The sequence below is a fragment of the Pseudomonas sp. G1002 genome (genome assembly GCF_013385455.1).
Classification (GTDB): domain Bacteria; phylum Pseudomonadota; class Gammaproteobacteria; order Pseudomonadales; family Pseudomonadaceae; genus Aquipseudomonas.
This window is the reverse complement of sequence record NZ_JACAPY010000011.1, coordinates 20,215-46,633: the sequence shown is the minus strand read 5'-3', so window position 1 is coordinate 46,633 and position 26,419 is coordinate 20,215. Positions and strand designations below refer to the sequence as shown.

Below are 26,419 nucleotides of genomic sequence, written 5' to 3'. Positions count from 1 at the left end.
TACACGCGTAAAGGAGGGTGGCGCACACGCGCCGCCCTCTGCCCTTGCATCCACCCCATGAACGGGCGAAGGTGATGACGCTATTTCGCAGTACCGTGGCCTGGAGTTTCCAGGTGTTGCTTATGTCGGCAGGAGCCACAGCAATGGCAAGCAGTCTGGTTTTACCTACTTCCGCGCAGTTGGCCGGGCATTGGGCGCTGCATCAGCAAGAGCAGGTGTGCGCACTGGACTTGATTGAGCAGGCTAACGCGTTAGGGGGCGATGTGGAGTGCGCCGGACAATGGCTGGGGGAAGCCCCCGTTAGTTGGACGCCTACTCCCGATGGTATTTGGCTGATGAATGCCGAAGGCACCGGCATAACCCATTTGAATCGCCAGAAAGAAGGCGAATATGAAGGTCGCGCAAAAACCGGCGCGGTATTGATATTGCAACGTGCACCGTAATAGTTCGTTATAACGATATAACCCGATTTTAATGTTTGCCCGCCCCTTATTGGGGCGCTCGGTAAACTATTGCGCGTCATTCGGCTCAGGGAAGATCAGGCAACATGGCGAAGACCACTCCCGTTGCACCACTGTTCAAGGCACTCGGCGACTACAAAAGTATTCTGATCAGTATTGGCTGTTTCACGGCATTGATTAACGTATTGATGTTGGTGCCATCGATTTATATGTTGCAAGTCTACGACCGCGTGCTGTCTTCACAGAACGAAACCACCCTGGTGATGTTGACGCTGATGGTGGTGGGGTTCTTCGCCTTTATCGGTGTGCTGGAGGTGATCCGCAGCTTTATCGTGATTCGCATCGGCAGCCAGCTGGAGCGGCGTTTCAACCTGCGGGTCTACAAGGCCGCTTTCGAGCGCAACCTGCAACGGGGCGAAGGCCATGGCGGGCAATCCCTGGGGGACCTGACCCACATCCGCCAATTCATCACCGGGCCTGCGCTGTTCGCGTTTTTCGACGCGCCGTGGTTTCCGATCTATCTGTTCGTGATTTTCCTGTTCAACGTATGGCTTGGGGTGCTGGCCAGTGCCGGTGCCGTGCTGCTGATAGCCCTGGCGTGCCTTAACGAATACCTGACCAAAAAGCCTCTGGGTGAAGCCAGCGGTTATTCCCAGCAGTCCACCCAATTGGCCACCAGCCACCTGCACAACGCCGAAACCATCCAGGCCATGGGCATGCTCGGTGCATTGCGCAAGCGCTGGTTCAAGGTGCATTCGCAGTTCCTGGGCCTGCAGAACAAGGCCAGCGACACCGGCTCGATCATCAGTTCCCTGAGTAAATCCCTGCGCCTGTGCCTGCAATCGTTGGTGCTGGGCCTGGGTGCGCTCCTGGTGATCAAGGGCGACATGACCGCCGGGATGATGATCGCAGGCTCCATTTTGATGGGTCGGGTGTTGAGCCCCATCGACCAGTTGATTGCCGTGTGGAAGCAATGGAGTTCGGCCAAACTGGCCTACCAGCGCCTGGACAACCTGATGCGCGAGTTTCCGCCTCAGGGCGAGCAGATGGCCTTGCCGGCGCCCAAGGGCAATGTGAGTTTCGAGCAAGTCAGCGCAGGCCCGCCGGGGCGACGTGTGCCGACCTTGCATCAAGTCAGCTTCAACCTGACTGCGGGCGAAGTGCTCGGCGTGCTGGGTGCTTCCGGCTCCGGCAAATCAACCCTGGCCCGCGTGCTGGTGGGCGTATGGCCAACCCTGGCAGGCACCGTGCGCCTGGACGGAGCCGACATTCATCGCTGGGACCGCGACGACCTCGGGCCGCATATCGGTTATCTGCCCCAGGACATCGAACTGTTCAGCGGCAGCATCGCCGACAACATCGCGCGCTTTCGCGAAGCCGACCCGGATTTGGTGGTGCAGGCCGCCCAACAGGCTGGTGTGCACGAATTGATCCTGCGCTTGCCCCACGGCTACGACACCGTGCTCGGCGACGAGGGCAGCGGCCTGTCCGGTGGGCAGAAGCAACGGGTCGCCCTGGCCCGCGCGCTGTACGGCGGGCCACGCCTGATCGTGCTCGACGAGCCCAACTCCAACCTCGACACCGTGGGTGAAGCCGCCCTGGCCAGCGCGATCATGCAGATGAAAGCCCAGGGCAGCACGGTGGTACTGGTGACTCACCGTTCCTCGGCGTTGGCCCAGGCCGACAAGCTGCTGGTGCTGAACGAAGGTCGTTTGCAGGCATTTGGTCCGAGCCAGGACGTGCTGCGCGCACTGTCCGGCCAGCAGGAAGCACCACGAGAAAAGGCCGGGGTCAGCCTCAGCCGTCAGTATCAAGCCGGAAGGAATCCAGGCGCATGAGCAGCGACAGCAGCATTCAAATCAACCGCGATTACGAACAGACCCATCCCGAGCACGACGCGCGTTTCTTCGCCCGCATGGGCTGGCTGCTGACGGTGGTCGGCGCCGGCGGGTTTTTCCTCTGGGCCAGCCTGGCGCCGCTGGACCAGGGGATCCCGGTACAAGGCACGGTGGTGGTATCGGGCAAGCGCAAGGCGGTACAAACCCTGAGCCCCGGCGTGGTCAGCCGGATCCTGGTGCGTGAGGGCGAGACGGTGAAGCAGGGCCAGCCACTGTTCCGGCTCGACCAGACGCAGAACCAGGCCGACGTGCACTCCCTGCAAGCCCAGTACCGCATGGCGTGGGCCAGCGTGGCACGGTGGCAGAGCGAGCGGGATAACCAGTCGACGATCACCTTTCCGGCGCAATTGAGCGGCAACCCGGACCAAGCCCTGGCACTGGTCCTCGAAGGCCAGCGTCAACTGTTCAGCAGCCGCCGCGAAGCCTTTGCCCGGGAACAGGCCGGGATTCGCGCCAGTATCGAAGGCGCTACGGCGCAACTGAACGGCATGCGCCGCGCCCGCAGTGACCTGACCGCCCAAGCGCAATCCCTGCGAGACCAGTTGAACAACCTGCAACCCCTGGCCGACAACGGCTACATCCCGCGCAACCGGCTGATGGAGTACCAGCGGCAACTGTCCCAGGTGCAACAGGACCTGGCGCAGAACACCGGCGAAAGCGGGCGGGTGGAGCAGGGCATCCTCGAATCGCGCCTCAAGTTGCAGCAGCACAGCGAGGAGTACCAGAAGGAAGTCCGCAGCCAACTGGCCGACGCGCAGCTGCGCAGCCTGACCCTGGAACAACAACTGACCTCCGCCGGTTTCGACCTGCAGCACAGCGAGATCAACGCGCCCGCCGATGGCATCGCGGTCAACCTGGGCGTGCACACCGAAGGCGCCGTGGTGCGTGCCGGTGAAACCCTGCTAGAAATCGTGCCCCAGGACACCCGCCTGGAAGTCGAAGGGCGCCTGCCAGTGCACCTGGTGGACAAGGTCGGTGCGCACTTGCCGGTGGACATTCTCTTCACCGCCTTCAATCAGAGCCGCACGCCGCGGGTGCCGGGGGAGGTGAGCCTGATCTCCGCCGACCAGATGCTCGACGAAAAAACCGGCATGCCTTACTACGTGCTGCGCACCACCGTCAGCAGCAGCGCCCTGGAGAAACTCCATGGCCTGGTGATCAAGCCGGGGATGCCCGCTGAGATGTTCATCCGCACCGGCGAGCGCTCCTTGCTCAATTACCTGTTCAAGCCGCTGCTGGACCGCGCCGGCTCGGCATTGACCGAGGAATGAGCATGAAGCCGATGTTCATCGCCTTGCTGCTCGCCTGCGGCAGCGCCCAGGCCGCCATGGGCCCGTTCGATGTCTACGAACAGGCCCTGCGCAACGACCCGGTATTCCTCGGCGCCATCAAGGAACGCGATGCCGGCCTGGAAAACCGCACCATCGGCCGCGCCGGCCTGCTGCCCAAGCTCTCGTACAACTACAACAAGGGCCGCAACAACTCCCAGGCCACCTTGCCCGACGGGCGCGGCGGCAATTATCACGATGACCGCAACTACAACAGCTATGGTTCCACGTTCACCCTGCAACAGCCGCTGTTCGACTACGAAGCCTATGCCAACTACCGCAAGGGCGTGGCCCAGGCACTGTTTGCCGACGAGAGCTTCCGCGACAAGAGCCAGGCGCTGCTGGTGCGGGTGCTGACCTATTACACCCAGGCGTTGTTTGCCCAGGACCAGATCGACATTGCCCGCGCTAAGAAAAAGGCCTACGAGCAGCAGTTCCAGCAGAACCAGCATCTGTTCCAGCAGGGCGAGGGCACCCGCACCGACATCCTGGAAGCCGAGTCGCGCTATGAGCTGGCGACTGCCGAAGAGATCCAGGCGCTGGATGAACAGGACGCCTCGCTGCGCGAACTCGGGGCGCTGATTGGCGTGCAGAGCGTCAACATCAACGACCTGGCGCCGCTGAACCCGGGGTTTGCCGCCTTCACCCTGACCCCGGCCAATTACGACACCTGGCACGAACTGGCGCTGACCAACAACCCCAACCTGGCCTCGCAACGCCAGTCCGTGGAAGTGGCGCGTTATGAAGTGGAGCGCAACCGTTCGGGGCACCTGCCACGCATCACGGCGTATGCCAGCTCGAGGCAGCAGGAGTCCGACAGCGGCAACACCTACAACCAGCGCTACGACACCAACACCATCGGCATCGAAGTCAGCATGCCGTTGTATGCCGGTGGCGGCGTCTCGGCTTCCACCCGCCAGGCCAGCCGCGCCATGGAGCAGGCCGAGTACGAACTGGAAGGCAAGACTCGCGAAACCCTGATCGAACTGCGGCGCCAGTTCAGTGCTTGCCTGTCGGGAGTGAGCAAGTTGCGGGCGTATCAAAAGGCGCTGACTTCGGCTGAAGCGCTGGTGGTCTCGACCAAGCAAAGCATCCTCGGCGGCGAGCGGGTCAACCTCGATGCGCTGAACGCCGAGCAGCAGCTGTACAGCACCCGTCGCGACCTGGCCCAGGCACGGTACGACTACCTGATGGCCTGGACCAAATTGCATTACTACGCGGGCAACTTGCGTGACACCGACCTGGCCAAGGTGGACGAGGCGTTTGGTCCTGAGAGCCGCTGATGCCTGGACGAGTAGCACCTGGTGCAAGGGAGCTTTGGTGGCATGGGCGCTTGTTTTGGCAAGGGAGCTTTCTGTGGCAAGGGAGTTTTCTGTGGCAAGGGCGCTTGTTGTGGCGAGGGAGCTTGCTCCCGCTGGGCTGCGTAGCGGCCCCAAGATCTTGGGAGCGCTGCGCACTCCAGCGGGAGCAAGCTCCCTCGCCACAGGTATTTCAACAATAAGAAAAGGGACTCTTCATGATCACTGGTTCACCTCGCTTCAAACCCTTCACCGCAGGCTCCTTGCTGCTGCTGTCAGTGGCGGCCCACGGGCAGTACATCGAAGCCGGCAAAGTCGGCGACCCCGGCAGTTGGCGTTCCGCCGAGTTCCAGAGCGACTGGGGCCTGGAGCGGATGAAAGCCAACGAGGCCTATGCGAGCGGCATCACCGGCAGTGGCGTGAAGATCGGCGCCCTCGACTCGGGTTTCGACCCCAACCATCCTGAAGCCTCAAAAGACCGCTATCACGCGGTCACCGCCAGCGGCACCTATGTCGATGGTAGCCCCTTCACGACCACCGGCGCGCTCAACCCAAACAATGACTCCCACGGCACCCACGTGACCGGCACCATGGGCGCGGCCCGCGATGGCGTGGGCATGCACGGCGTGGCGTACAACGCGCAGATCTACGTCGGCAACACCAACGCCAGCGACAGCTTCCTGTTCGGCCCCACGCCAGACCCCAAGTACTTCAAGGCGGTGTACAGCGCGCTGGTGGATTCCGGCGTGCGCGCGATCAATAACAGTTGGGGCAGCCAACCCAAGGATGTCAGCTACCAGACCCTTGGCGACCTGCACGCTGCCTATGCCCAGCACTACAACCAGAACACCTGGCTGGATGCCGCTGCGGAGGTGGCCAAGGCCGGGGTGATCAACGTGTTCAGTGCTGGCAACAGCGGCTACGCCAACGCCAGCGTGCGTTCGGCCTTGCCTTATTTCCAGCCGGAGCTGGAAGGCCACTGGCTGGCGGTATCGGGCCTGGACAAGGCGAACAACCAGAAATACAACCAGTGCGGCATCGCCAAGTACTGGTGCATTTCCACCCCCGGGGCGTTGATCAACAGCACCATTCCCGATGGCGGTTATGGGGTGAAATCCGGCACCTCGATGTCGGCGCCCCATGCCACCGGCGCACTGGCGCTGGTGATGGAACGCTATCCATACCTGAACAACGAACAGGCCTTGCAGGTGCTGTTGACCACGGCCACCCAGCTCAATGGCGCGGTCACCGATGCACCGACCACTCAGGTCGGCTGGGGCGTGCCGGACCTTGGCCGAGCAATGCACGGGCCCGGGCAATTGCTCGGGCCGATGAATGTCACGTTGGCGGCCGGGCAGGGCGATGTGTGGAGCAATGCGATCTCCGACAAGGCGCTGATCCAGCGCCAGGCCGAAGACAGCGCCGAAACCCTGGCCTGGCAGCAAACCCTGCGCGATAAGGGCTGGGAGAACGGCGTGGGCGCCGGCGCGAGTCAGCAGGACCAGACGGACTATGCCGTTGGCACTGCCCGTGCGGCAGCCGCGGCCCAGCGTATCTACGAAGGCAGCCTGACCAAATCCGGTGCGGGCAGCCTGATCCTGGCGGGCGACAACACCTACCGTGGCCCGACCACCGTGAATGGCGGCCGGTTGGCGGTGAATGGCTCGCTGACGTCCGCGGTGACGGTCAATGACAGCGGCACGTTGGGCGGCTCCGGTCGCATCGCGGCGTTACAGGTCAATAGCGGCGGCACCGTGGCGCCGGGCAATTCCGTGGGCACCTTGCAGGTGGCCGGGGATGTAAACCTCGCCGCCGGCTCGACCTATGCGGTCGAACTCACCCCCACCACCAGCGACCGGATTGTCGCCACGGGCAAGGCAATCCTCGGCGGCGGCACCGTGACCCTGGCCCTGGAAAACAGCCCGACCCTGCTCAGCCTGCAACAGGCGGAAAGCCTGGTGGGGCGCCAGTACAACATCCTCCAGGCGGCTGGCGGGATCCAGGGCCAGTTCGGTGCCGTGTTGCCCAACTACCTGTTCCTCGGCGGTACCCTCGACTATGCCGCCAACGGTGTGCAACTGGGCATTGCCCGCAGTGATGCGAGTTTCGCCAGTGTCGGTGCCACTCGTAACCAGCGTTCGGTGGCGGCGGCCGCCGAGCAGTTGGGCGCCGGTAATCCGGTGTACGAAAGCATCCTGCGGTCAGACTCGGCAGCCACGGCGCAGTCGGGTTTCCAGCAGCTGTCGGGAGAAATCTACCCGGCCATCGGCACAATGCTGATCAATGACAGCCGCCAGGTACGCGATGCCGTTAGCGAGCGCCTGCGCCATACGCCGGTTACCGGTGAGAGCAACGTGTGGGTCAAGGCGCTCGGCAGTTGGGGCAAGACCGACAGCCGCAGCGACACGGCAGGCTACACCAGCTCACTGGGCGGCATGCTGGCCGGTGTCGACGGCGCGCTGGACGAGCAGACCCGTGTCGGTCTCGTGGCCGGTTACAGCGACAGCTCGCTGAACATGGGCAGCGGCACGCATTCATCGGCGTCCATCGACAGCTACCACCTCGGCGCCTACGCCGGGCATGAGCTGGGCAATTGGCGCTTGAGCGTCGGCGGTGCCTACAGCTGGCATCGCGGCGACGTGAAACGCGACTTGCAGTACGGCGAAGTCAGCGGCAAGCAGAAGACCAAGCTGGATGCGCGCAGCGCCCAGGTATTTACCGAAGCGGCCTACCGTTTGAACGTGTCCTCGGTGGCGCTGGAGCCGTTCGCCAACCTGGCTTACGTGCATCTGGACAACGAGCGCTTTCACGAGAAGGGCGACGCCGCCGCGCTGGAGCGTGGCAGTGACAGCCGCGATGCGGTGCTGAGCACCCTGGGCCTGCGGGCGGCAAAAACCTTCCCCCTCAATGACCGCCAGCAACTGGACGTTTCCGGCTCGCTGGGCTGGCAGCACAGCCTGAGTGCCGTTGAATCCGAAGAGCACCTGGCGTTTGTCGCCGGAGGGCCGTCGTTTGCGGTGCAAAGCTCGCCGTTGATGCGCGACGCGGCATTGGTGGGCGTGCAGGCGAGCCTGGCGTTGAGCAAAAGCACACGGGTCAACCTCGACTACACCGGCCAATTGGCTGGCCGGGAAAAAATCCAGGGTGTGGGGTTGAGCCTGAACTGGCAGTTCTGAGCAAGATCCTGAGGTCGAAAGAGGTCAACTGTGGGAGCGGGCTTGCTCGCGAATGCGGTGTGTCAATCGACGCACCTGTAGCTGAGCCACCGCATTCGCGAGCAAGCCCGCTCCCACATTGGGTCGGCGACGCTTGGGAGAAACGTGATTTATACAAGTGCAATAAAAACTAAGGAAGGTCACCGTGAAAAAAACAAAACGAGGGTTTCAATCCGCCATCCCAACAGGCCCGGGCTACCCGCTCAAGGCCCTGGGCTGCGTGCCATACGGCGCGTTGCTGTGTTGCCTGGCCAGCCTGGGTACCGCCCAGGCCGCACCCTACGTGGAAACCGGAAAACTGGGAGATGCTGCCAGCTGGCGCAGCAATGAATTCAAGGCCGATTGGGGCCTGGGCGCCGTGCATGCAGACGCCGCCTACGCCGCCGGCTACACCGGCAAGGGCGTGAAGCTGGGGATCTTCGACCAGCCGGTGTATGCCCAGCATCCGGAATTCGCCAGCCCCGGCAAAGTGGTCACGCTCGTGACCGAAGGCATTCGCCAATACACCGACCCGTATATCCCGGTGAAAGCCGGGGACGCGTTTCGCTACGACGGCACGCCTTCCCTGGGTTCCAACGGCAAGCTCGGCAATCACGGCACGCACGTAGGCGGGATCGCTGCGGGTAACCGCGACGGCGGGCCAATGCACGGCGTGGCGTTCGATGCGCAGATCATCAGCGCCGAAAACGGTGACCCGGGCCCCGAAGACGGGATCATCCTGGGCAACGACGGTGCGGTCTACAAAGCCGGTTGGGACGCGCTGGTGGCCAGCGGCGCGCGCATTATCAACAACAGCTGGGGCATCGGCATCGGTGACCAGTACGCCAAGGGTGGACGTGACCCGGCATTCCCCAACTTCACGGTCAATGAAGCCCAGGCCCAGTTCAATAACATTCGGCCGATCCTTGGGACGATCGCAGGTGGCGCTTATCAGGGCGCCATTGATGCGGCCCGCAGCGGCGTGCTGACGATCTTTGCCGCCGGAAACGATTACAACCGCAACAACCCGGATGCGATCTCGGGCCTGGCGTACTTCGTGCCGGAGATTGCACCCAACTGGCTGTCGGTGGCGGCCTTGCAACAGAATCCCGACACCGCCAGTTCCGATCCTTACGTGATCAGTACGTTTTCCTCGCGCTGCGGGTATGCCGCCAGCTTCTGCGTCGCGGCCCCCGGCACCAAGATCTACAGTTCGGTGATCAACGGCACCTCCCTGGAAAACCTGACCACCGACTACGCCAATTTCAACGGCACCTCCATGGCCGCGCCGCATGTGGCCGGCAGTGCAGCGGTGTTGATGGAGCGCTTCCCGTACATGAGCGGCGACCAGATCTCCACGCTGCTGAAAACCACCGCGACCGACCTCGGCGCACCGGGCATCGACTCGCTGTACGGTTGGGGCATGATCAACCTGGGCAAGGCCATCAACGGCCCGGGGATGTTTGTGACGGCTGAGGATATCCCGGCGGAGTTTCGTATCGACGGCGCCTACGGCTCCGGCCAGTTTGTCGCGGACCTGCCAGGGATTGGCGCCGTGGTGGATGCCGGCAAACCGACCCAGCGCACGTGCACCGATGTGCATTGCGGGCTGGATGTGTGGAGCAACGATATCTCGGGGCATGGCGGCCTGACCAAGCAGGGCATTGGCGCGCTGGTACTGACCGGCACCAACACCTACAGCGGCCCGACCCTGGTCAACCAAGGGTTGCTGGCGATCAATGGCTCGATCACCTCCGACGTTACCGTCAGCAGCAGCGGCGTAGTGGGCGGTTCCGGGCGCATTGGTTCGCTGACAGCGAACAGCGGCGGTACCGTGGCGCCGGGCAACTCCATCGGCACCCTGAACGTGGCCGGGGATGTGAACTTCGCGGCGGGCTCTACCTATGCGGTGGAGTTGTCGGCCACCAACAGTGATCGCATCGTCGCCGGTGGCAAGGCCACCCTCAGCGGCGGCACGGTGACCCTGGCCCTGGAAAACAGCCCGACGCTGCTGACCCAGACCCAGGCCGAAAGCCTGATCGGTCGCCAGTACAACATCCTGCAGGCTGCAGGCGGGATTACCGGCAGCTTCGGTTCGGTGCTGCCCAACTATCTGTTTATCGGCGGTACCCTGAACTACGCCGCCAACGGCGTGCAGCTGGATGTGGGGCGCAATGCCAACACCTTTGCCAGTGTGGCCGCCACCCCGAACCAACGTTCGGTGGCCGCTGCTGCCGAGCAGTTGGGCGCGGGCAACGCCGTGTACGAAAGCCTGTTGCTGGCGCCGAATGCGGCCTCGGCCCAGGGTGCATTCCAGCAGCTGTCCGGGGAGATCTACCCGGCGCTGGAAACCGCGTTGGTGAATGACAACCGCTACCTGCGCGAAGCCGTGGGCGAGCGTTTGCAGCAAGGGGCAATGGGCGCATCGAGCCAGACCGTCGACAGCCGTGGCAACGTCTGGGTCAAGGCGTTGGGCGCCTGGGGCAAGACCGACAGCGGCAGCGATACGGCGGGCTACACCACCTCCATCGGCGGCATGCTGGCGGGTGTGGACGGCGCGTTGGATGAAGACACCCGTGTAGGCCTGGTGGCAGGGTACAGCGACACGTCGCTGAACATGGGCAGCGACACCCATTCACGGGCGTCGGTAGATAGCTATCACTTGGGCGCATACGCCGGGCATGAAATCGGTGCCTTGCGCTTGAGCGGTGGTGCGACCTACAGCTGGCACCGCGCCGATGTGAAGCGCGAGCTGCAATACGGTGAAGTCGCCGGCAAGCAGAAAGCCAAGGTGGATGCCCGCAGTACCCAGGTGTTTACCGAAGCGGCGTATCGCCTGAACCTGCAACCCCTGGCCCTGGAACCGTTCGCCAACCTGGCGTACGTGCATCTGGATGCCGATGGGTTTACCGAGAAGGGTGATGCGGCGGCCTTGAAGGGCCGGGATGACAGCCGCGATGTGGTGTTGAGTACCCTGGGTGCTCGAGCGCTGAAAACCTTGAATATCAATGACCATCAGCAACTGGAGCTTTCCGGCACCCTGGGTTGGCAGCACAACCTGAGCAGCGTCGATTCCGAGCGGCACCTGGCGTTTGCCTCGGGCGGCCCTTCGTTCACTGTGGAGAGTTCGTCGATGGTGCGTGATGCGGCATTGGTGGGGGCGCGGGTCAGTCTGGCGTTGAGCAAGGAGGCGAAGGTGAATCTGGATTACAACGGCCTGCTGGCCAGCAAGGAGAAAGTCCATGGGGTGGGTTTGAGCCTGGACTGGGCTTTCTAAACACTGCGGTTCGAAATGTGGGAGCGGGCTTGCTCGCGAAAGCGGTGGATCAGTCAACCCATCCACCGACTGGCACACCGCCTTCGCGAGCAAGCCCGCTCCCACATTGATCCGGTTCCAATCGTCCATTTGTGCAGATTCGGCTTTCTCGACAATTCCAACAAAAGAGAGGCAATACCATGGGTGTTTTCGACTATAAGAACCTCGGCACCGAGGGCTCCAAAGCGTTGTTCGCCGATGCCATGGCGATCACGCTGTACTCCTATCACAATCTGGACAACGGCTTTGCCGTGGGTTACCAGCACAACGGTTTTGGCCTGGGGCTGCCCGCCACTCTGGTGGGCGCGCTGCTGGGCAGCACCGATTCACAGGGGGTTATTCCAGGGATTCCCTGGAACCCCGACTCGGAAAAAGCCGCCCTCGAGGCGGTCAACAAGGCCGGCTGGACGCCCATCAGCGCCAGTACCCTGGGCTACGGCGGCAAGGTGGACGCCCGGGGCACGTTCTTCGGTGAAAAGCCCGGCTACACCACCGCGCAGGTGGAAGTGCTGGGCAAGTACGATGGCGACGGCAAGCTGCTGGAAATCGGCATTGGTTTTCGCGGGACTTCGGGGCCTCGGGAAACCTTGATCAGCGACTCCATCGGCGATTTGGTCAGTGACCTGCTGGCGGCGCTGGGGCCCAAGGACTACGCGAAAAACTACGCCGGCGAAGCCTTTGGCACCTTGCTCAAGGATGTCGCGGCGTATGCCGGCAGTCATGGCCTGACGGGCAAGGACGTGGTGGTCAGCGGTCATAGCCTGGGTGGCCTGGCGGTCAACAGTATGGCCGATCTGAGCGGCAATAAATGGTCGGGGTTCTACAAGGACTCCAACTATGTGGCTTATGCCTCGCCAACCCAGAGTGCCGGCGACAAGGTGCTGAACATCGGTTATGAAAACGACCCGGTGTTTCGCGCGCTGGACGGATCGTCGTTCAACTTCTCCTCACTGGGCGTGCACGACAAGCCCCATGAGTCGACCACGGACAATATCGTCAGCTTCAACGATCACTACGCGTCGACGCTGTGGAATGTCCTGCCGTTTTCCATCGTCAATGTTCCCACCTGGCTTTCTCATTTGCCCACCGGGTATGGGGATGGCATGACGCGGGTCCTGGACTCGCAGTTCTACGACCTGACCAGCCGGGACTCGACGATTATCGTGGCCAACCTGTCGGACCCGGCCCGGGCCAATACCTGGGTGCAGGACCTCAACCGCAATGCCGAGCCGCACAAGGGCAACACGTTCATCATCGGCAGTGATGGCGATGACTTGATCCAGGGTGGCAAGGGTGTGGATTTCATCGAGGGCGGCAAGGGCAATGACACGATCCGCGACAACAGCGGGCATAACACCTTTCTGTTCGGCGGGCAGTTTGGGCAGGACCGGGTAATTGGTTATCAGCCGACCGACAAGCTGGTGTTCCGGGACGTGGAGGGCAGTGCGGACTGGCGTGACCACGCCAAGGTGGTGGGGGGCGATACCGTGCTGAGTTTTGGCGCGGACTCGGTGACGCTGGTTGGCGTTGGGCTCGCCGGGGTTTGGGGGGATGGGGTTTCCATCGGCTAAGTAGCGCCACGGATTGATCGTTCCCACGCTCTGCGTGGGAACGCCGCCCCGGACGCTCTGCGTCCAACTGCCAACCCACGGTTCATGTCTTGCGCAGTGGTGACGCGGAGCGTCACGGGATGCATTCCCACGTAGAACGTGGGAACGATCATTGCAAAGAAACGATCATGGCAAAGAAAAGTGGGAGCCGACGGGCTCCCACTTTTTATTTCTCCTTCATCACGGTCGCGACGTCATCGGCCTTGACGCGAATATGCTTGCCGGCGATATCGGTGAATTCGTAGAAGCCATCGGCGGTTTTCGCGTTGGGCACGTCCTTGGTCAGGTATTGAGTGCCGTTCTGCAACGTCACTACCGTCTGCGTGGAGCAACCGGCCAATACCAGCAACGTGAACATACCCACCGCCAGACCCAAATTCTTCATGCTCATAACCCTTACCCTGATCCTTCGAAAACCCCGCACCTGAGCGGTCGGGGGAGACTCATTTAATGTGGCTGACAGCCATCTGATCATTATTACGCAAAAAGTTGCGTGTGCCTTTGATCTATTACTGATTGCAACAGTCGGTCAGGGACGGCACTCTGTATGCATAAACAGTGGTTGATCCAGTGCCTGACATGTCCAATCCCCTAGAAGATCCGCTCTATTACCTGCATAACTTCCGCCAAGTGCTCGCCTGGCTGGGGCAGCGTTATGCCGATTTGCTGGCCCCGGACGAAGAGCATTTCATTCAGCAATTTGACAGCTTGCCGCAGGCTTCCCAGGCGTTACTGGTACGCATGGTGATGCGCAAGGGCGCGCATTTCCGGGCGGGCAAGCTCAACTATGTCGAGATCGGCGCGGTGCACGAGGCGGTTGTGCCTTTGCTGGAACAGGGTTGGGTGACGGATCAATGCCTGTTGTCGTTCGGCGAGTTGTTCGGCCTGTTGCAGAAAGCGGAAATCCTGGCGGCGTTCAAACCCTGGATCGAGCAACCCAAGGCCAGGAAGGCGGACTGGCTGGAAACGCTGTCAACGCAGTTTTGTGAACTGCGTCACTTCCAGCACTGGTGCCCGGACCTGGCCGATCAGCTTTACAGCCTCACCGTGATGGAACTGTGCGACCGCCTGCGCCTGATGTTCTTCGGTAATCTCTATCAGGACTGGTCGGAATTTGTGCTGGCGGACCTGGGCATCTTTATCTACGAGAAAGTCGAATTCTGCGCCGAATCCCGCGGTTTGCGCAGCCGTGACGATGTGCACGGCTTCCTGTTCCTGCATCAGTGCCAGCAGGCCTTTGAAGCGGGCGAGGCACTCGATGGCGTGCTGGAACAAATCGCTACCTTGCACACCGACAACCCCTGGCTGGAGAAACGTCGGGCCAAGCTGTTGTTCCAGGTGGGCCAGTATTGTGAGCGCAGCGCCGAGTTGGCCCTGGCGGAAGCTATCTACCGGGGCTGCACCTATCCCGGCGCACGGGCGCGGCTGATCCGGGTGCTGGAGCGCCAGGAGGATTTTGCCCAGGCGATGGGGCTGGCCCGTGAGGCGCAACAGGCCCCGGAAAGCGCTGCCGAACAGCAGCACTTGCTGCGCGTGATACCCAGGCTGCGACGCAAGCTCGGCGAGCCGGCGCTGCCCAGGGCAAAACCCCGCGAGATCGTGCGCCTGGACCTCGAACTGCCGGCCCCGGAACCGATGATGTCGGTGGAGTATTGCGTACAGGCGCACCTCAGCGACCATGGTGCACCCGTGCATTACGTCGAGAACAGCCTGATCAATTCGCTGTTTGGCCTGCTGTGCTGGCCGGCGATTTTCGCGCCGTTGCCGGGGTCGTTTTTCCACCCGTTCCAGCGCGGGCCGGTAGACCTGCACAGCGAGGATTTTCATCTGCGGCGCGCCGAGCTGTTCGCCGAGTGCCTGGGCCAACTGGACGATGGGCGCTACAAGCACACCATTCGCCAGCGTTATGTAGACAAATGGGGCATCCAGTCACCCTTCGTGTTCTGGAACGTGCTCAGCGAAGAACTGCTCGACCAGGCCCTCGACTGCCTGCCAGCGGCGCACCTGCGCCACTGGTTCGAACGCCTGCTGCTGGATATCCGCGCCAACCGCGCCGGCATGCCCGACCTGATCCAGTTCTGGCCCGAAGAAAAAACCTACCGCATGATCGAAGTCAAAGGCCCCGGTGATCGCCTGCAGGACAACCAGTTGCGCTGGCTAGAGTTCTGCGGCGAACACCAGATGCCCGTCACTGTGTGTTATGTGCGCTGGGCGGGGCAGGCCGCTTGAGCTACAGCGTTGCGGTGCGTGCGTTATGTGAATTCACCGCCAAGGTCGGCGACCTCGACCTGCGTTTTACCCCGTCTCCCAGTGCCCAGGAAGGGATTGTCGGCCACCGCACCGTGGCCTCGCGGCGCAGCGCCCATTACCAGAATGAAGTCGCGCTGGAGGGCGAATACCAGCAGTTGAAAGTCCGGGGCAGGGCGGATGGCTACGACCCGGACCGCAACCAGCTGGAAGAGGTGAAAACCTATCGCGGCGACCTGGACAAACAACCGGCCAACCACCGGCAACTGCACTGGGCCCAGGTCAAGGTCTACGGCTGGTTGATGTGCCAGAAGCTCGGGTTGTCGGAGATTGTCCTGGCGCTGGTGTACTTCGACATTGTTGGCGAGCATGAGACGCTGCTCAGCCAACGGTTTCAGGCTGATGACCTGCAGGCATTCTTCGTGCAGCAATGCGCCCTGTTCCTCGGCTGGGCCGAACAGGAAATGCACCAGCGCGAAGCCCGCAATGCCGCAGCGGTTGCCCTGGGCTTTCCCCATGCGGCGTTTCGCCCAGGCCAGCGCGCCCTGGCGGAAACGGTCTACAAGGCGGTCAGCACCGGCCGCTGCCTGATGGCCCAGGCGCCTACCGGAATTGGCAAGACCGTCGGCACGATTTTCCCGATGCTCAAGGCCATGGCGCCGCAACAGCTGGACAAGGTGTTCTTCCTGACCGCCAAGACCCCGGGCCGCAAACTCGCGCTGGATGCGGCGCAGGTGCTGTATGACAGCAGTCCCGATCTGCCATTGCGGGTGCTGGAGCTGGTGGCGCGGGACAAGGCCTGCGAACACCTGGACAAAGCCTGCCACGGCGACTCCTGCCCACTGGCGAAGGGTTTTTATGACCGCTTGCCGGCGGCCCGCGAAGCCGCTTCCCGCGTGCGCCTGCTGGACCAGCGCAACCTGCGGGAAGTCGCCTTGGCCCATGACGTCTGCCCCTATTACCTGAGCCAGGAAATGGCACGCTGGGCCGACGTGGTGGTCGCCGACTACAACTATTACTTCGACTTCGGCGCCATGCTGTTCGGCCTGGCCCAGCTCAACCAGTGGCGCGTCGCGGTGCTGGTGGACGAAGCCCACAACCTGGTGGAGCGTGGCCGCTCGATGTACAGCGCGGCCCTCGACCAGTACACGCTCAAGACCCTGCGCGAGATCGCACCCGAGCCGCTGAAAAAGCCGCTCCAGCGCCTGAACCGTGAGTGGAATGCCCTGCACAAGGAGCAAGTGGCACCTTATCAGGCCTACGCCCAGAAACCCGACAAACTGCTGCAGGCGCTGAGCCTGTGCACCAGCGCCATGGGTGAATATTTCAACGACCATCCCGAAGCACTCAATGGCGAACTGCAAGCCTTCTACTTCGAGGCCTTGCAGTTTGCCAAGGTCGCCGAGCTGTTCAACGAACACTTCATTTTCGACATCAGCAAACGCGAACTCAGCGGCAAGCGCAGTTCATCAAACCTGTGCCTGCGCAACGTGGTGCCCGCCGAATTCATTCGGCCCCGGCTGACAGCGGCCCGCAGCAGCGTGCTGTTTTCCGCAACCCTGAGCCCACGGCACTACTACGCGGACTTGCTGGGGATGCCGCCTGACACCGCCTGGGTGGATGTGGAATCGCCGTTCAAGGCCGAGCAGCTGCGGGTGCATATCGTCGACCGGATCTCCACCCGGTTTGTGCATCGCCAGGCGTCCCTGGAGCCCATCGTCGAGCTGATTGCAGCGCAGTTTGCCCAGGCGCCGGGCAACTACCTGGCATTTTTCAGCAGTTTTGATTATCTGCAGCAAGTGGCGCATTTGCTTGCCGAGCGGCACCCGCGCATCCCGCTGTGGCAGCAGTCACGGGGCATGGCCGAGGCTGAACGCCAGGCATTTCTCGACCAGTTCACCCAGCACAGCCAGGGCATCGGGTTTGCCGTGCTTGGCGGCGCATTCGGCGAAGGCATCGACCTGCCGGGCACCCGGCTGATCGGCGCGTTTATCGCCACCCTGGGCCTGGCGCAACTCAACCCGGTGAACGAGCAGCTCAAGCTGCGGATGGGCGCGATTTTCGGCGCCGGTTATGACTACACCTACCTTTATCCGGGCATCCAGAAGGTGGTGCAAGCCGCGGGCCGGGTGATCCGCAGCCAGCAGGACCGAGGGGTGGTAATGCTGATTGATGACCGGTTTGGCGAAGCGCGAGTGCGGCAGTTATTGCCGCGCTGGTGGTCGATCACTGCGGCGGATACACCGCATCCCGCAACTGGTGGGTGAACTGGCCGGACATGCCTTCGTAAGCCGTATTGGTCAGTGCCACCACCGTAAGCTTCTGCTGCGGGTCGACAAACCAGCTGTGACCGTAGGCGCCGCCCCATTCAAAGGTGCCCCGGGATTGCGGTGTGCCTGTCAACGCCGGGTCATCCAGCACCGCCCAGCCATAACCGAACCCCCAGCCCGGGTCCTGGGTTTGCGCCTTGGCGCCGACCGAATCGGTGACCATCAACTGCACGCTGTGTGCCGACAGGATCGGAGCGCCGCCCCGGCGAATGGTTTCCAGGAACCGCGCAATATCACCTGCCGTCCCGGCCATGCCTGCGCCGCCGGAAGGGTAGGCCTGGGGATCGAGAATCCGCCGCACATCAAACAGCGCGGTGCTGTTGCCCGAGGTGATCGTGGCCTTGTCGACCATGCGCAACGGCTGTGGCGAGCCATCCTGATAGGCGGCGGACAGGCGTTTTATATCCGTCACGGAAAACCCGGTATCGCTTAGCCCCAGTGGTTCGGTCACCGAGTCGCGGAGCAATGCCGGCAGGCTCTGGCCGGACGCCTTTTCCAGCACCGCACCCAGCACATCGGTGGCCATCGAATACTGCCAGCGGGTACCCGGCGGGTAACTCAAGGGCACGCTGGCGATGCGCTTCAGGTTCTCGGCAAAGCTGATTTCCGGCTCGCCCAAACCATCGGAAACCCCGGCGGTGCGGTAGGGTCCGTGCGGGCTTTCCAGAAATCCATAGCTCAGGCCGGCTGTGTGGTTAAGCAACTGGCTGACGGTGATCACCGGGATGGTGCCATCCGCCAGCTTGGGATTGAAGTCGGGCAGCCAGCGGCTGACTGGATCGTCCAGGCCCAAGCGACCTTGTTCCACCAGGTGCATCGCGGCGGCGGATACCAGCGGTTTGGTCACCGATGCCAGGCGAAAGATCGTGTCCTCTGTCATCGGGCGCCCGTCTTCGCGGTCCGCCAAGCCGGCAGCACGGTGATAAACCAGCTGCCCGTCCCGCAGCACCAGCACCACGGTGCCCACCAGGCGATTGTCGGCAATGGCGCTGTCGACCACCGCATCCACGCGCTTGGCGAGCAGTGGGTCTTGGCTGTCGGCGCAGGCGAGGGTGGCGCAAAGGGAGGCGACAAGGGGCACGAGGTATCTGGCAGGAGGCTGCATGGTTCAGGTCGCTCATTGGCAGTGCATGACTGCCAAATATGAACGCTGGGGTCCCGGACTACAACGTGACATTGCACAACTGCTGACTCACTGCCCATAAGCGTTCGGCCTGCTCCGGGTCGACAGCCCAGGGCCATACGCCGTTACGGCTGGTGTCATCCTGCGACGAAGCGGCCACATCGCAATCTTCGCAGTAGAGTCCGCCCATGCCCTCCAGTTGCGGGCTGACAGCGCACCACACCGAGGTCGCGGCGCCTTGCTCGGGGCTCTTGTAGTGACTGGCGCGGCGGATATTGCCGTGCTCATCCAGTGCACCGACGAATGCCAGGTCGTCCTTGTCCAGGTAGCGGATCAGGTCGGTGAGGATTTCCCCCGGGTGCACGGAAAATGCGCGCACACCCTCCGCTTTACCTCGTCGGTCCAGTGCTACCGCGAACAGTGCGTTGGCGGTTTTTGATTGGCCGTAGGCGAGCCACTTGTCATAGGGGCGGTGTTCAAATTGCGGGTCATCGAAATGCACAGGGCTGAGACGATGGCCGAGGGATGATACCGAAACCACTCGTGCGCCATTAGCCTCACGCAGCGCCGGCCACAACCGCGCGGTTAGCTGGAAGTGGCCCAGGTGGTTGGTGGCGAACTGCGCTTCGAAACCTCGCGTATCCCGTTGCAGTGGTGTGGCCATGATTCCGGCGCTATTGATCAGAAGGTTCAATGCCCGGTCGCTGGCGAGGAAGTTTTCGGCAAAACGGTCGATGGAAATCGGGTCGAGTAAATCCAGGCTGGCGTGTTCAACACCGATGATGCCCGAGAGGTTGCGTTCGGCCTTTTCAGGATCCCGCGCGGGAACGATCACCTGCGCACCCGCGTCGACCAACACGCGAACCGTTTCCAGGCCAATGCCGGAGTAGCCACCGGTGACAATCACCGTCTTGCCTCGCAAATCGCTGCCCGCCAAGGCTTGCTGGGCGGTAGTGCCGGCATCGAAGCCGCTGCCAATTGGGGTTTGTTTGTCAGCCATGAAAGATCTCCTTATGGGAGGCCTAGAGTCTCTCGCTGGAGCCCGGACGCGGAATGCCCTAGAGTCCGTGTTTCTGTCGCGATCGTCCGGAGCTTTTATGGATACCCTTTCCGATGTGCTGGCACTGTTAAAAAGCCATCGCTCGACCTTCGCCGGCTTGAAGGCTGGCGGCAACTGGGCCATTGACTTTGCGGCGCCGGATGGCATCAAGTTCAACGCGGTGGTGGAGGGTAGTTGCTGGCTGGAAGTGGAAGGGCTGGCAGTACCGATACGCTTGTATGAGGGAGATTGTTTCCTGTTGACCCAGGCACGCCCGTGGAGGCTGTCCAGCAATCTGTGCCCTGAAGGACTCGATGCACGTGAGGTGTATGCCGATGCGGTGGGAGGCATCGCCACGGTGGGTGCCACGGTGGATCTGTTCTTGATCGGCGGACGATTTATCTACGGGGACGACGCCCGACTGTTGCTGGATAGCCTGCCGCCGGTGTTGCGGGTGAGTGCCAACTCCGAACAGGCCGCCGTGTTGCGTTGGTGCCTGGATCGCCTGGCCCGGGAATACGCCAGCCCGTTGCAGGGAGCGGCGCTGATGACCGAGCATTTGGCGCAAATGATGCTGGTGCAAATCCTGCGGCTCTATCAATCTTCCATGGGCACCCATACCACAGGCTGGCTGGGAGCCTTGACGGATCCAAGGCTGGCCCCGGTGCTGCGGGAAATTCACGCAGCGCCCGCCCGGCGCTGGACATTGAGTGAAATGGCCGGCGTGGCGAGTCAATCCCGCTCCACCTTCGCCTTGCACTTCAAGCAACGGGTAGGGCTGGCACCGCAGGAATACCTGACCCGCTGGCGTATGCACCTGGCGGTACAGGCCTTGAAAGCCAGCGACAACAGCGTGTCCACGATCGGCCAGTCCCTGGGTTATCAGTCAGACAGCGCTTTCAGCAATGCTTTCAAGCGCGTGATGGCTTGTTCTCCCCGGGAATACCGCGAGCGAACCCCACACAAGGAACCCAGTGATGAGCGAAATCCAGCAGCAGAAGGTCAAGGTCAACGGCATTGAGTTGAACGTGCACATCGCCGGCCCCGAGAGCGGCCCGCCGGTGTGGTTGCTGCATGGGTTTCCCGAGTGCTGGCACTCCTGGCGCGAGCAGATTCCGGCGCTGGTGGCCCAGGGTTATCGGGTGTTTGTCCCGGAAATGCGCGGCTATGGACAATCCAGCGCGCCGCCGGAAGTGGCCGACTATGACCTGCTGACCCTGTGCGCCGATATCCAGGGCGCCATGGACCTGTTCGGGCATCGCCGGGTCGTCATGATTGGCCATGACTGGGGCGCCGTGGTGGCCTGGCACCTGGCGTTGCTCGAGCCAGAGCGCGTCAGCCAGCTGGTGACGATGTCGGTACCGTTCGCCGGACGCTCCCGCAGGCCGGTGATCGAGATCATGCGCGAGCTGTACGCCGATCGCTTCAATTACATCCTGTACTTCCAGGCCCCGGGCGTGGCTGAAAAGGAACTGGATGCCGATATCGAGCGGACATTACGGCTGTTCATGCAGGACCAGGACGTTTTCCTGCAGAAGAAACCCGCCAGCGCGAAGCTGCTGGAAGGTGTGCCGCTGCCCGGTACGCTCCCGGCCTGGTGCAGCCAGCAGGACCTCGACGTGTATGTTCAGACCTTCGCCAATGACGGCTTTCGCGGCCCGTTGAACTGGTACCGCAACTTCGAACGCAACTGGCAGCGCACCGAGTTCCTCGCCGGCAGGCAGGTGCTGCAACCGACGCTGTTCCTGATCGGCGACCGCGACCCGGTCGGCGTGTTCGAAGCCCACACCCTCAAGCGCATGCCCGACGTCGTGCCGAACCTGCAACAAAGCGTCCTGGCCAACTGCGGCCACTGGATTCAGAACGAGCAGGGGCCCAAGGTCAACGAACTGCTGCTCGGGTTTCTAGGGCGAACGTGAACGTCGCGCCGCGTCCTGGCACATCGATCAGGCGGATTTCCTGACCGTGCAGTTGCAGGATCCGGTGCACGATGCGCAAGCCCAGGCCGCCATCGCGTCGAGCCCCACCAATGGTGAAGGCGCGCAGGAACAGACCTTCGCGCAGATCCGCCGAAATCCCGGGGCCGCTGTCGCTCACCGTGACTTCAACAAAACCGGACTTGGGGGCCAGGGTCACTTCAACTTCGCCATTGGGCGGTGTATGGCGCAGGGCGTTATCCAGCAGGTTGGTGAGTACCCGTTCGATCAGGCCCAGGTCGGCCAATACGGTTGGCACCACCGGCGGCAGGCTGGCGGTGAGGGTGATCGCCCGGGCTTCCGCGGTCAGTTCGAACTTCTGGAAAATGTCCTGCACCAGGTCGGGTATTGAAAAGCCTTCGATGACCGGCTGCACAAACCCGTGTTCCAGGCGTACCAGTTCCAGCAGCGACTGGGCCAGCCCGCCGACCTTGCGGCTCTGGTCGAGGGCGATGCCCAGGTAACGCCGGCGTTCCTGCGGGGTCAGGCTGGCGTCTTTCAGGGACAGGGTTTCCAGGTAGCCATGCAAGGAGGCCAGCGGTGTGCGCAGGTCATGGGAAATATTCGCGACCATCTCCCGGCGTTCCTGCTCTTGATGGGTGATGGCGCGCCACTGTTCACCCAGGCGGTTCTCCATCTGCACGAATGCGTGGTCGAGCACGGTGATTTCATCCTGGCTGGCAACCTCGGGCGCCACGGCCTGCGGGACTTTCGGTGCGCCGTTGATGTCGAACTGGCCGACCTTCTCGGTCAGTTGCCGCAAGGGCCGGGTGATCCAGGCGAACGCGGTCAAACCCGCGAGCAAGCACAACAATGCCACCAGGGCGATGGACCACAGGGCGATGTTCAGTGCCATGCCGGTGGCATCCCGGGCGTCGAACACATCATGGGCTTCGCCCAGCAGCACCACATACAGGTAGCCGGCCTGCTGGCCGTTGACCCGCAGTGGCGCGGCGCTGAACACCTTGAGGCCGTCGACGCTGCGCGGATCGTCGCCGAGGATCGGCAGCATCGCGCCGCTGAGGAAACGGCGCACCGGTTCCAGGTTGACCTGGTCGCGGCGCAGATGGCCGCTGGGCGCAGCGTTGCCGACCACGCGCCCGTTAATGTCCAGCAGGTACACCTCGACACTCGGGTTTACCAGCATCAACTGGCTGAACAGGTTGCGCACCGCGTCCGGCTTGAGACCGTCGGCGTCCATCAACTGCGTATCCCGGGCGATGTGCGCGGCGAGGTCGCGGGACAGGCCTTGCACCACTTCCAGTTCATGCATGTGGTTGGAGCGCACTTGCAGCCAGGCCGACGTGCCGCTGCAAATCAGCAGCAACAGCGCGAACACCAGGGACAGGCGCTGGGTAAGGGTCAGCCTCATGCCGATTGCTCGGCAAACTTGTAGCCACGGCCCCACACCGTGAGGATGCGCGCCGGGTTGGCCGGATCGGCCTCGACCTTGGCCCGCAGGCGGTTGATATGGGTATTGACGGTGTGTTCGTAACCTTCGTGGCTGTAGCCCCACACGGCGTTGAGCAGGTCCATGCGCGAGAATACCTTGCCCGGTTGGCGGGCGAAAAAGTACAGCAGGTCGAATTCCCGGGGCGTGAGGTCCAGCCGCTGGCCTTGCAGGGTGGCGTCACGGGTCAGCGGGTTGATGAACAACTGGCCGAGGTCGAGGCTGCCGGCGTCCATCTTCAAGTTGCGCGCCATAGCGTCGACCCGGCGCAGCAGCGCCTTGACCCGCGCCACCAGCTCCGGCATGGAAAACGGCTTGGCCAGGTAGTCATCCGCCCCCAGTTCCAGGCCGAGGATGCGATGCAACTCGCTGGAGCGGGCACTGGTGATAATGATCGGCGTGTAGCGCGTCATTGCCCGGGCCCGCCGGCAGATCTCCAGGCCGTCGACGCCGGGCAGCATCAGGTCAAGGATCAACGCATCCCAGCCGCCTTGCTCCAGCAGGCGCAGGCCTTCGTCACCATCGGCACTGTGAACCACCTCGAACTGCTCGTCCCGCAGGTGCAGGCAGATCAAATCGGCAATATGGGCATCGTCCTCGACCACCAGGACACGTTTGGGCTGATCCATTGATAAAAACCTGTCTTCTTGATTCGCGCATTGTGCGGCTTTTGCAACAGTGTAGTTATCACGAATTGTTTAACTCTGCGTGAGGATTCCGCGACCACCCCGGGCCTAACCTTACTCATCGCAACGGCAAAAGTACGCCCCCCTCGCCACAGTTTGTTTATCAGCCATAGGGGCTTCGCCAGCCATCCGCACTTGTGTGAGGAGCAACTCATGTATTCACGTCGACAGATCCTGCTCGCCGGCGGCGGCCTCGGCCTCGCAGTCATCGCCGGTGGCCTGCTGCAAAAAATCAACGCCGGCCCCGCCCTGATCGCCGAAGCCGAAGCCGCCGAAAATTTCGAAGTCAGCCACACCGACGCCGAATGGCGCACCCTGTTGACCGCCGAGCAGTACGCGATCCTGCGGGAGGAGGGTACCGAACGCCCCTACAGCAGCGCCCTCAACAGTGAACACCGCAACGGCACCTTCGCCTGCGCCGGTTGCGCGTTGCCCCTGTACGCCTCAGCCACCAAATTCGAAAGCCACACCGGCTGGCCCAGCTTCTGGCAACCCCTGGAAAACGCCGTGGCCAGCCACGTCGACACCTCCTTCGGCGTGGTACGCAAGGAAATCCACTGCCGCCGCTGCGGCGGTCATCAGGGCCACGTGTTCGATGACGGCCCGGCACCCACCGGCCTGCGCTACTGCATGAACGGCGCAGCCATGACGTTCACCGCGACTTAATTCAATGTCTTCCTATAAGGGTCTACCCCATGTGGCTTTTGGTTCTCGCATATCTGGGCGGCGTGCTGACGATTGTCAGTCCCTGCATCCTGCCGGTTCTGCCTTTTGTCTTCGCTCGCACCGGGCAGCCGTTTTTGCGCAGTGGCTTGCCGCTGCTGCTGGGGATGGCGATGACCTTCGCCCTGGTCGCCTCGCTCGCGGCGGTGGGCGGCGGTTGGGTGGTGCAAGTCAATCAGTACGGTCGCTGGCTCGCGTTGCTGTTTGTTGCGCTATTCGGGCTGACGCTGCTGCTGCCAAGCCTGTCCGAGCGCCTGACCCGGCCGCTGGTGGCCGCGGGCAGTCGCCTGTCGGAAGCCGCCGGGGCCGATTCGCGGCCGCGTCCGGGCGCATCGTTCCTGATCGGCGTGGCCACCGGGCTGCTGTGGGCGCCGTGCGCCGGGCCCATCCTCGGGCTGGTGCTGACGGGCGCCGCGCTGCAGGGCGCCAGTATCGGCACTACCTTGCTCTTGCTGGCCTACGCGGCAGGGGCTGCCACCTCCCTGGCCTTGGCGCTGCTGGTCGGCGGTAAAGTCTTCGGCTTCATGAAGCGTTCGCTGGGCGCTGGTGAATGGCTGCGTCGTGGTCTCGGCGCCCTGATGTTGGCTGGTGTGGCGGCCATCGCCCTGGGCCTGGACACCGGGATCCTGGCGCGCCTGTCGACGGCGTCAACCGGTGGCCTGGAACAAAGCCTGGTGGAGAAACTCAGCGCCAAGCCTGAACAGAAGAGCGGGGCGATGATGGCCGGCGGCGCGATGATGGCCGCCAACCGCAGTGACACGCTGCCAGTGGAAGGCCAGTTGCCGCCGCTGGACGGTGCCGTGCAATGGCTCAACTCCGAGCCACTGACTGCCGAGGCGTTGAAAGGCAAGGTGGTGCTGGTGGATTTCTGGACCTACTCCTGCATCAACTGCCTGCGCACCTTGCCGTACGTCAAGGCCTGGGCCGAGAAATACCGCGACCAGGGCCTGGTGGTGATCGGTGTGCACGCTCCGGAATTCGCCTTCGAACGCGACGTGAACAACGTCACCAAGGCCATGAAGGACCTGGGCATCACTTACCCGGTGGCCATCGACAACAACTACAAGATCTGGCGCGCCTTCAACAACCAGTACTGGCCGGCGCATTACTTTGCCGATGCCAAGGGCCAGATCCGCTATCACCATTTTGGCGAGGGTGACTACGCCGAGTCCGAACGAGTGATCCAGCAACTGCTGCGTGAGGCAGGCGCTACCAAGGTGGCGGGCGGCTTGATCGAAGCCGATGCCAAGGGCATCCAGGCCGCACCGGACATGAACGAAGTGCAGTCGCCGGAAACCTACCTGGGCTTCCAGCGCGCCGAGAACTTCGTGACCACCGGCACCCTGGGCACCGACAAGGTGGTGAACTACCCGGCAGCCGGCAACCTGGCCTTGAACAACTGGACCCTGGAAGGCCCATGGAACGTCGGCGGCCAGCAAGCCACCCTCGCAGCGGCCAACGGCAAGATCGTCTACCGCTTCCACGCCCGTGACCTGCACCTGGTGCTGGGCCCGGGCGCCGACGGCAAGCCGGTGCGCTTCAAGGTCAGCATCGACGGCCAGGCGCCGGGGGATGCCCACGGCACCGACGTCGCACCGGATGGCAGCGGCACCGTGACCGAACAACGTTTGTATCAACTGGTGCGCCAGCCGGGCGCGGTCAAGGACCGGACCTTCACCATCGAGTTCCTGGACCCGCAAGTGGCGGCCTATGCCTTCACCTTCGGCTAACCCATAGCGA

Annotated in this window: 18 protein-coding genes; 13 read left to right on the top strand and 5 right to left on the bottom strand. The window is 62.8% G+C overall.

The features are described 5' to 3' along the window. Window positions 1–74: 74 nt before the first annotated feature. The 7 genes from HX801_RS05195 (at window position 75) to HX801_RS05165 (ending at window position 13,066) form a co-directional block, all read left to right on the top strand. Window positions 75–443, top strand: a complete 369-nt coding sequence (locus HX801_RS05195) for an AprI/Inh family metalloprotease inhibitor (RefSeq protein WP_158213549.1) — start codon at window positions 75–77, stop codon at window positions 441–443. Window positions 444–547: 104 nt separating this feature from the next. After that, window positions 548–2,299 carry a type I secretion system permease/ATPase gene (locus tag HX801_RS05190; protein WP_003217110.1) on the top strand — a complete coding sequence of 584 codons (1,752 nt, stop codon included), beginning with the start codon at window positions 548–550 and terminating at the stop codon, window positions 2,297–2,299. Then, complete coding sequence (locus HX801_RS05185) at window positions 2,296–3,630, top strand: HlyD family type I secretion periplasmic adaptor subunit (protein WP_003217108.1); 1,335 nt, start codon at window positions 2,296–2,298, stop codon at window positions 3,628–3,630. The genes HX801_RS05190 and HX801_RS05185 overlap by 4 nt, the downstream gene beginning before the upstream one ends. Before the next feature lie 2 nt (window positions 3,631–3,632). Next, window positions 3,633–4,970, top strand: coding sequence for a TolC family outer membrane protein (locus HX801_RS05180; RefSeq protein ID WP_003217106.1), 1,338 nt, complete (start codon window positions 3,633–3,635; stop codon window positions 4,968–4,970). 233 nt (window positions 4,971–5,203) lie between these two features. Next, entirely contained in the window at window positions 5,204–8,161 is a 2,958-nt protein-coding gene (locus tag HX801_RS05175) for an autotransporter serine protease (RefSeq protein WP_177021715.1), read from the top strand. Between the two features lie 184 nt (window positions 8,162–8,345). Continuing rightward, window positions 8,346–11,456, top strand: a complete 3,111-nt coding sequence (locus HX801_RS05170) for an autotransporter serine protease (protein WP_177021714.1) — start codon at window positions 8,346–8,348, stop codon at window positions 11,454–11,456. Between the two features lie 179 nt (window positions 11,457–11,635). Next, complete coding sequence (locus tag HX801_RS05165) at window positions 11,636–13,066, top strand: lipase (RefSeq protein ID WP_008433771.1); 1,431 nt, start codon at window positions 11,636–11,638, stop codon at window positions 13,064–13,066. Window positions 13,067–13,271: 205 nt separating this feature from the next. On the opposite strand, the gene HX801_RS05160 is transcribed toward HX801_RS05165, so the two are convergent. Beyond that, window positions 13,272–13,496 carry a YgdI/YgdR family lipoprotein gene (locus HX801_RS05160; protein ID WP_102369114.1) on the bottom strand — a complete coding sequence of 75 codons (225 nt, stop codon included), beginning with the start codon at window positions 13,494–13,496 and terminating at the stop codon, window positions 13,272–13,274. Between the two features lie 188 nt (window positions 13,497–13,684). On the opposite strand from HX801_RS05160, the gene HX801_RS05155 reads away from it, so the two are divergent. Together HX801_RS05155 and HX801_RS05150 are read left to right on the top strand one after the other, a co-directional pair. Then, window positions 13,685–15,334, top strand: coding sequence for a VRR-NUC domain-containing protein (locus tag HX801_RS05155; RefSeq protein WP_177021713.1), 1,650 nt, complete (start codon window positions 13,685–13,687; stop codon window positions 15,332–15,334). Continuing rightward, on the top strand, window positions 15,331–17,619 hold the full coding sequence (locus HX801_RS05150; RefSeq protein WP_177021712.1) for an ATP-dependent DNA helicase: 2,289 nt from the start codon (window positions 15,331–15,333) through the stop codon (window positions 17,617–17,619). Before HX801_RS05155 ends, HX801_RS05150 begins: the two co-directional genes overlap by 4 nt. Here HX801_RS05150 and HX801_RS05145 read toward each other — a convergent pair. Together HX801_RS05145 and HX801_RS05140 are read right to left on the bottom strand one after the other, a co-directional pair. After that, window positions 17,579–18,787, bottom strand: a complete 1,209-nt coding sequence (locus HX801_RS05145) for a serine hydrolase (RefSeq protein ID WP_177021711.1) — start codon at window positions 18,785–18,787, stop codon at window positions 17,579–17,581. The two genes, HX801_RS05150 and HX801_RS05145, sit on opposite strands and share 41 nt — an antisense overlap. A gap of 58 nt (window positions 18,788–18,845) precedes the next feature. Beyond that, window positions 18,846–19,805: an oxidoreductase gene (locus tag HX801_RS05140; protein WP_102369111.1), complete on the bottom strand. Its 960-nt coding sequence runs from the start codon at window positions 19,803–19,805 to the stop codon at window positions 18,846–18,848. 97 nt (window positions 19,806–19,902) lie between these two features. On the opposite strand from HX801_RS05140, the gene HX801_RS05135 reads away from it, so the two are divergent. Then, window positions 19,903–20,865, top strand: a complete 963-nt coding sequence (locus HX801_RS05135) for an AraC family transcriptional regulator (protein WP_177021710.1) — start codon at window positions 19,903–19,905, stop codon at window positions 20,863–20,865. Next, on the top strand, window positions 20,822–21,763 hold the full coding sequence (locus HX801_RS05130) for an alpha/beta fold hydrolase (RefSeq protein WP_087694403.1): 942 nt from the start codon (window positions 20,822–20,824) through the stop codon (window positions 21,761–21,763). Before HX801_RS05135 ends, HX801_RS05130 begins: the two co-directional genes overlap by 44 nt. Here the strand turns inward: HX801_RS05130 and HX801_RS05125 are convergent. Together HX801_RS05125 and HX801_RS05120 are read right to left on the bottom strand one after the other, a co-directional pair. Continuing rightward, complete coding sequence (locus tag HX801_RS05125; RefSeq protein ID WP_177021709.1) at window positions 21,726–23,192, bottom strand: HAMP domain-containing sensor histidine kinase; 1,467 nt, start codon at window positions 23,190–23,192, stop codon at window positions 21,726–21,728. The genes HX801_RS05130 and HX801_RS05125 overlap by 38 nt on opposite strands. Beyond that, window positions 23,189–23,899, bottom strand: a complete 711-nt coding sequence (locus tag HX801_RS05120) for a response regulator transcription factor (RefSeq protein ID WP_003217086.1) — start codon at window positions 23,897–23,899, stop codon at window positions 23,189–23,191. The genes HX801_RS05125 and HX801_RS05120 overlap by 4 nt, the downstream gene beginning before the upstream one ends. A gap of 210 nt (window positions 23,900–24,109) precedes the next feature. Between HX801_RS05120 and msrB the strand changes: the two genes are divergently transcribed. Beyond that, entirely contained in the window at window positions 24,110–24,622 is a 513-nt protein-coding gene (gene msrB, locus HX801_RS05115; protein WP_177010013.1) for a peptide-methionine (R)-S-oxide reductase MsrB, read from the top strand. A gap of 29 nt (window positions 24,623–24,651) precedes the next feature. After that, window positions 24,652–26,409 (top strand): cytochrome c biogenesis protein DipZ, encoded by a 1,758-nt coding sequence (locus HX801_RS05110; RefSeq protein ID WP_008433757.1) that lies wholly within the window; start codon window positions 24,652–24,654, stop codon window positions 26,407–26,409. Window positions 26,410–26,419 lie beyond the last annotated feature (10 nt).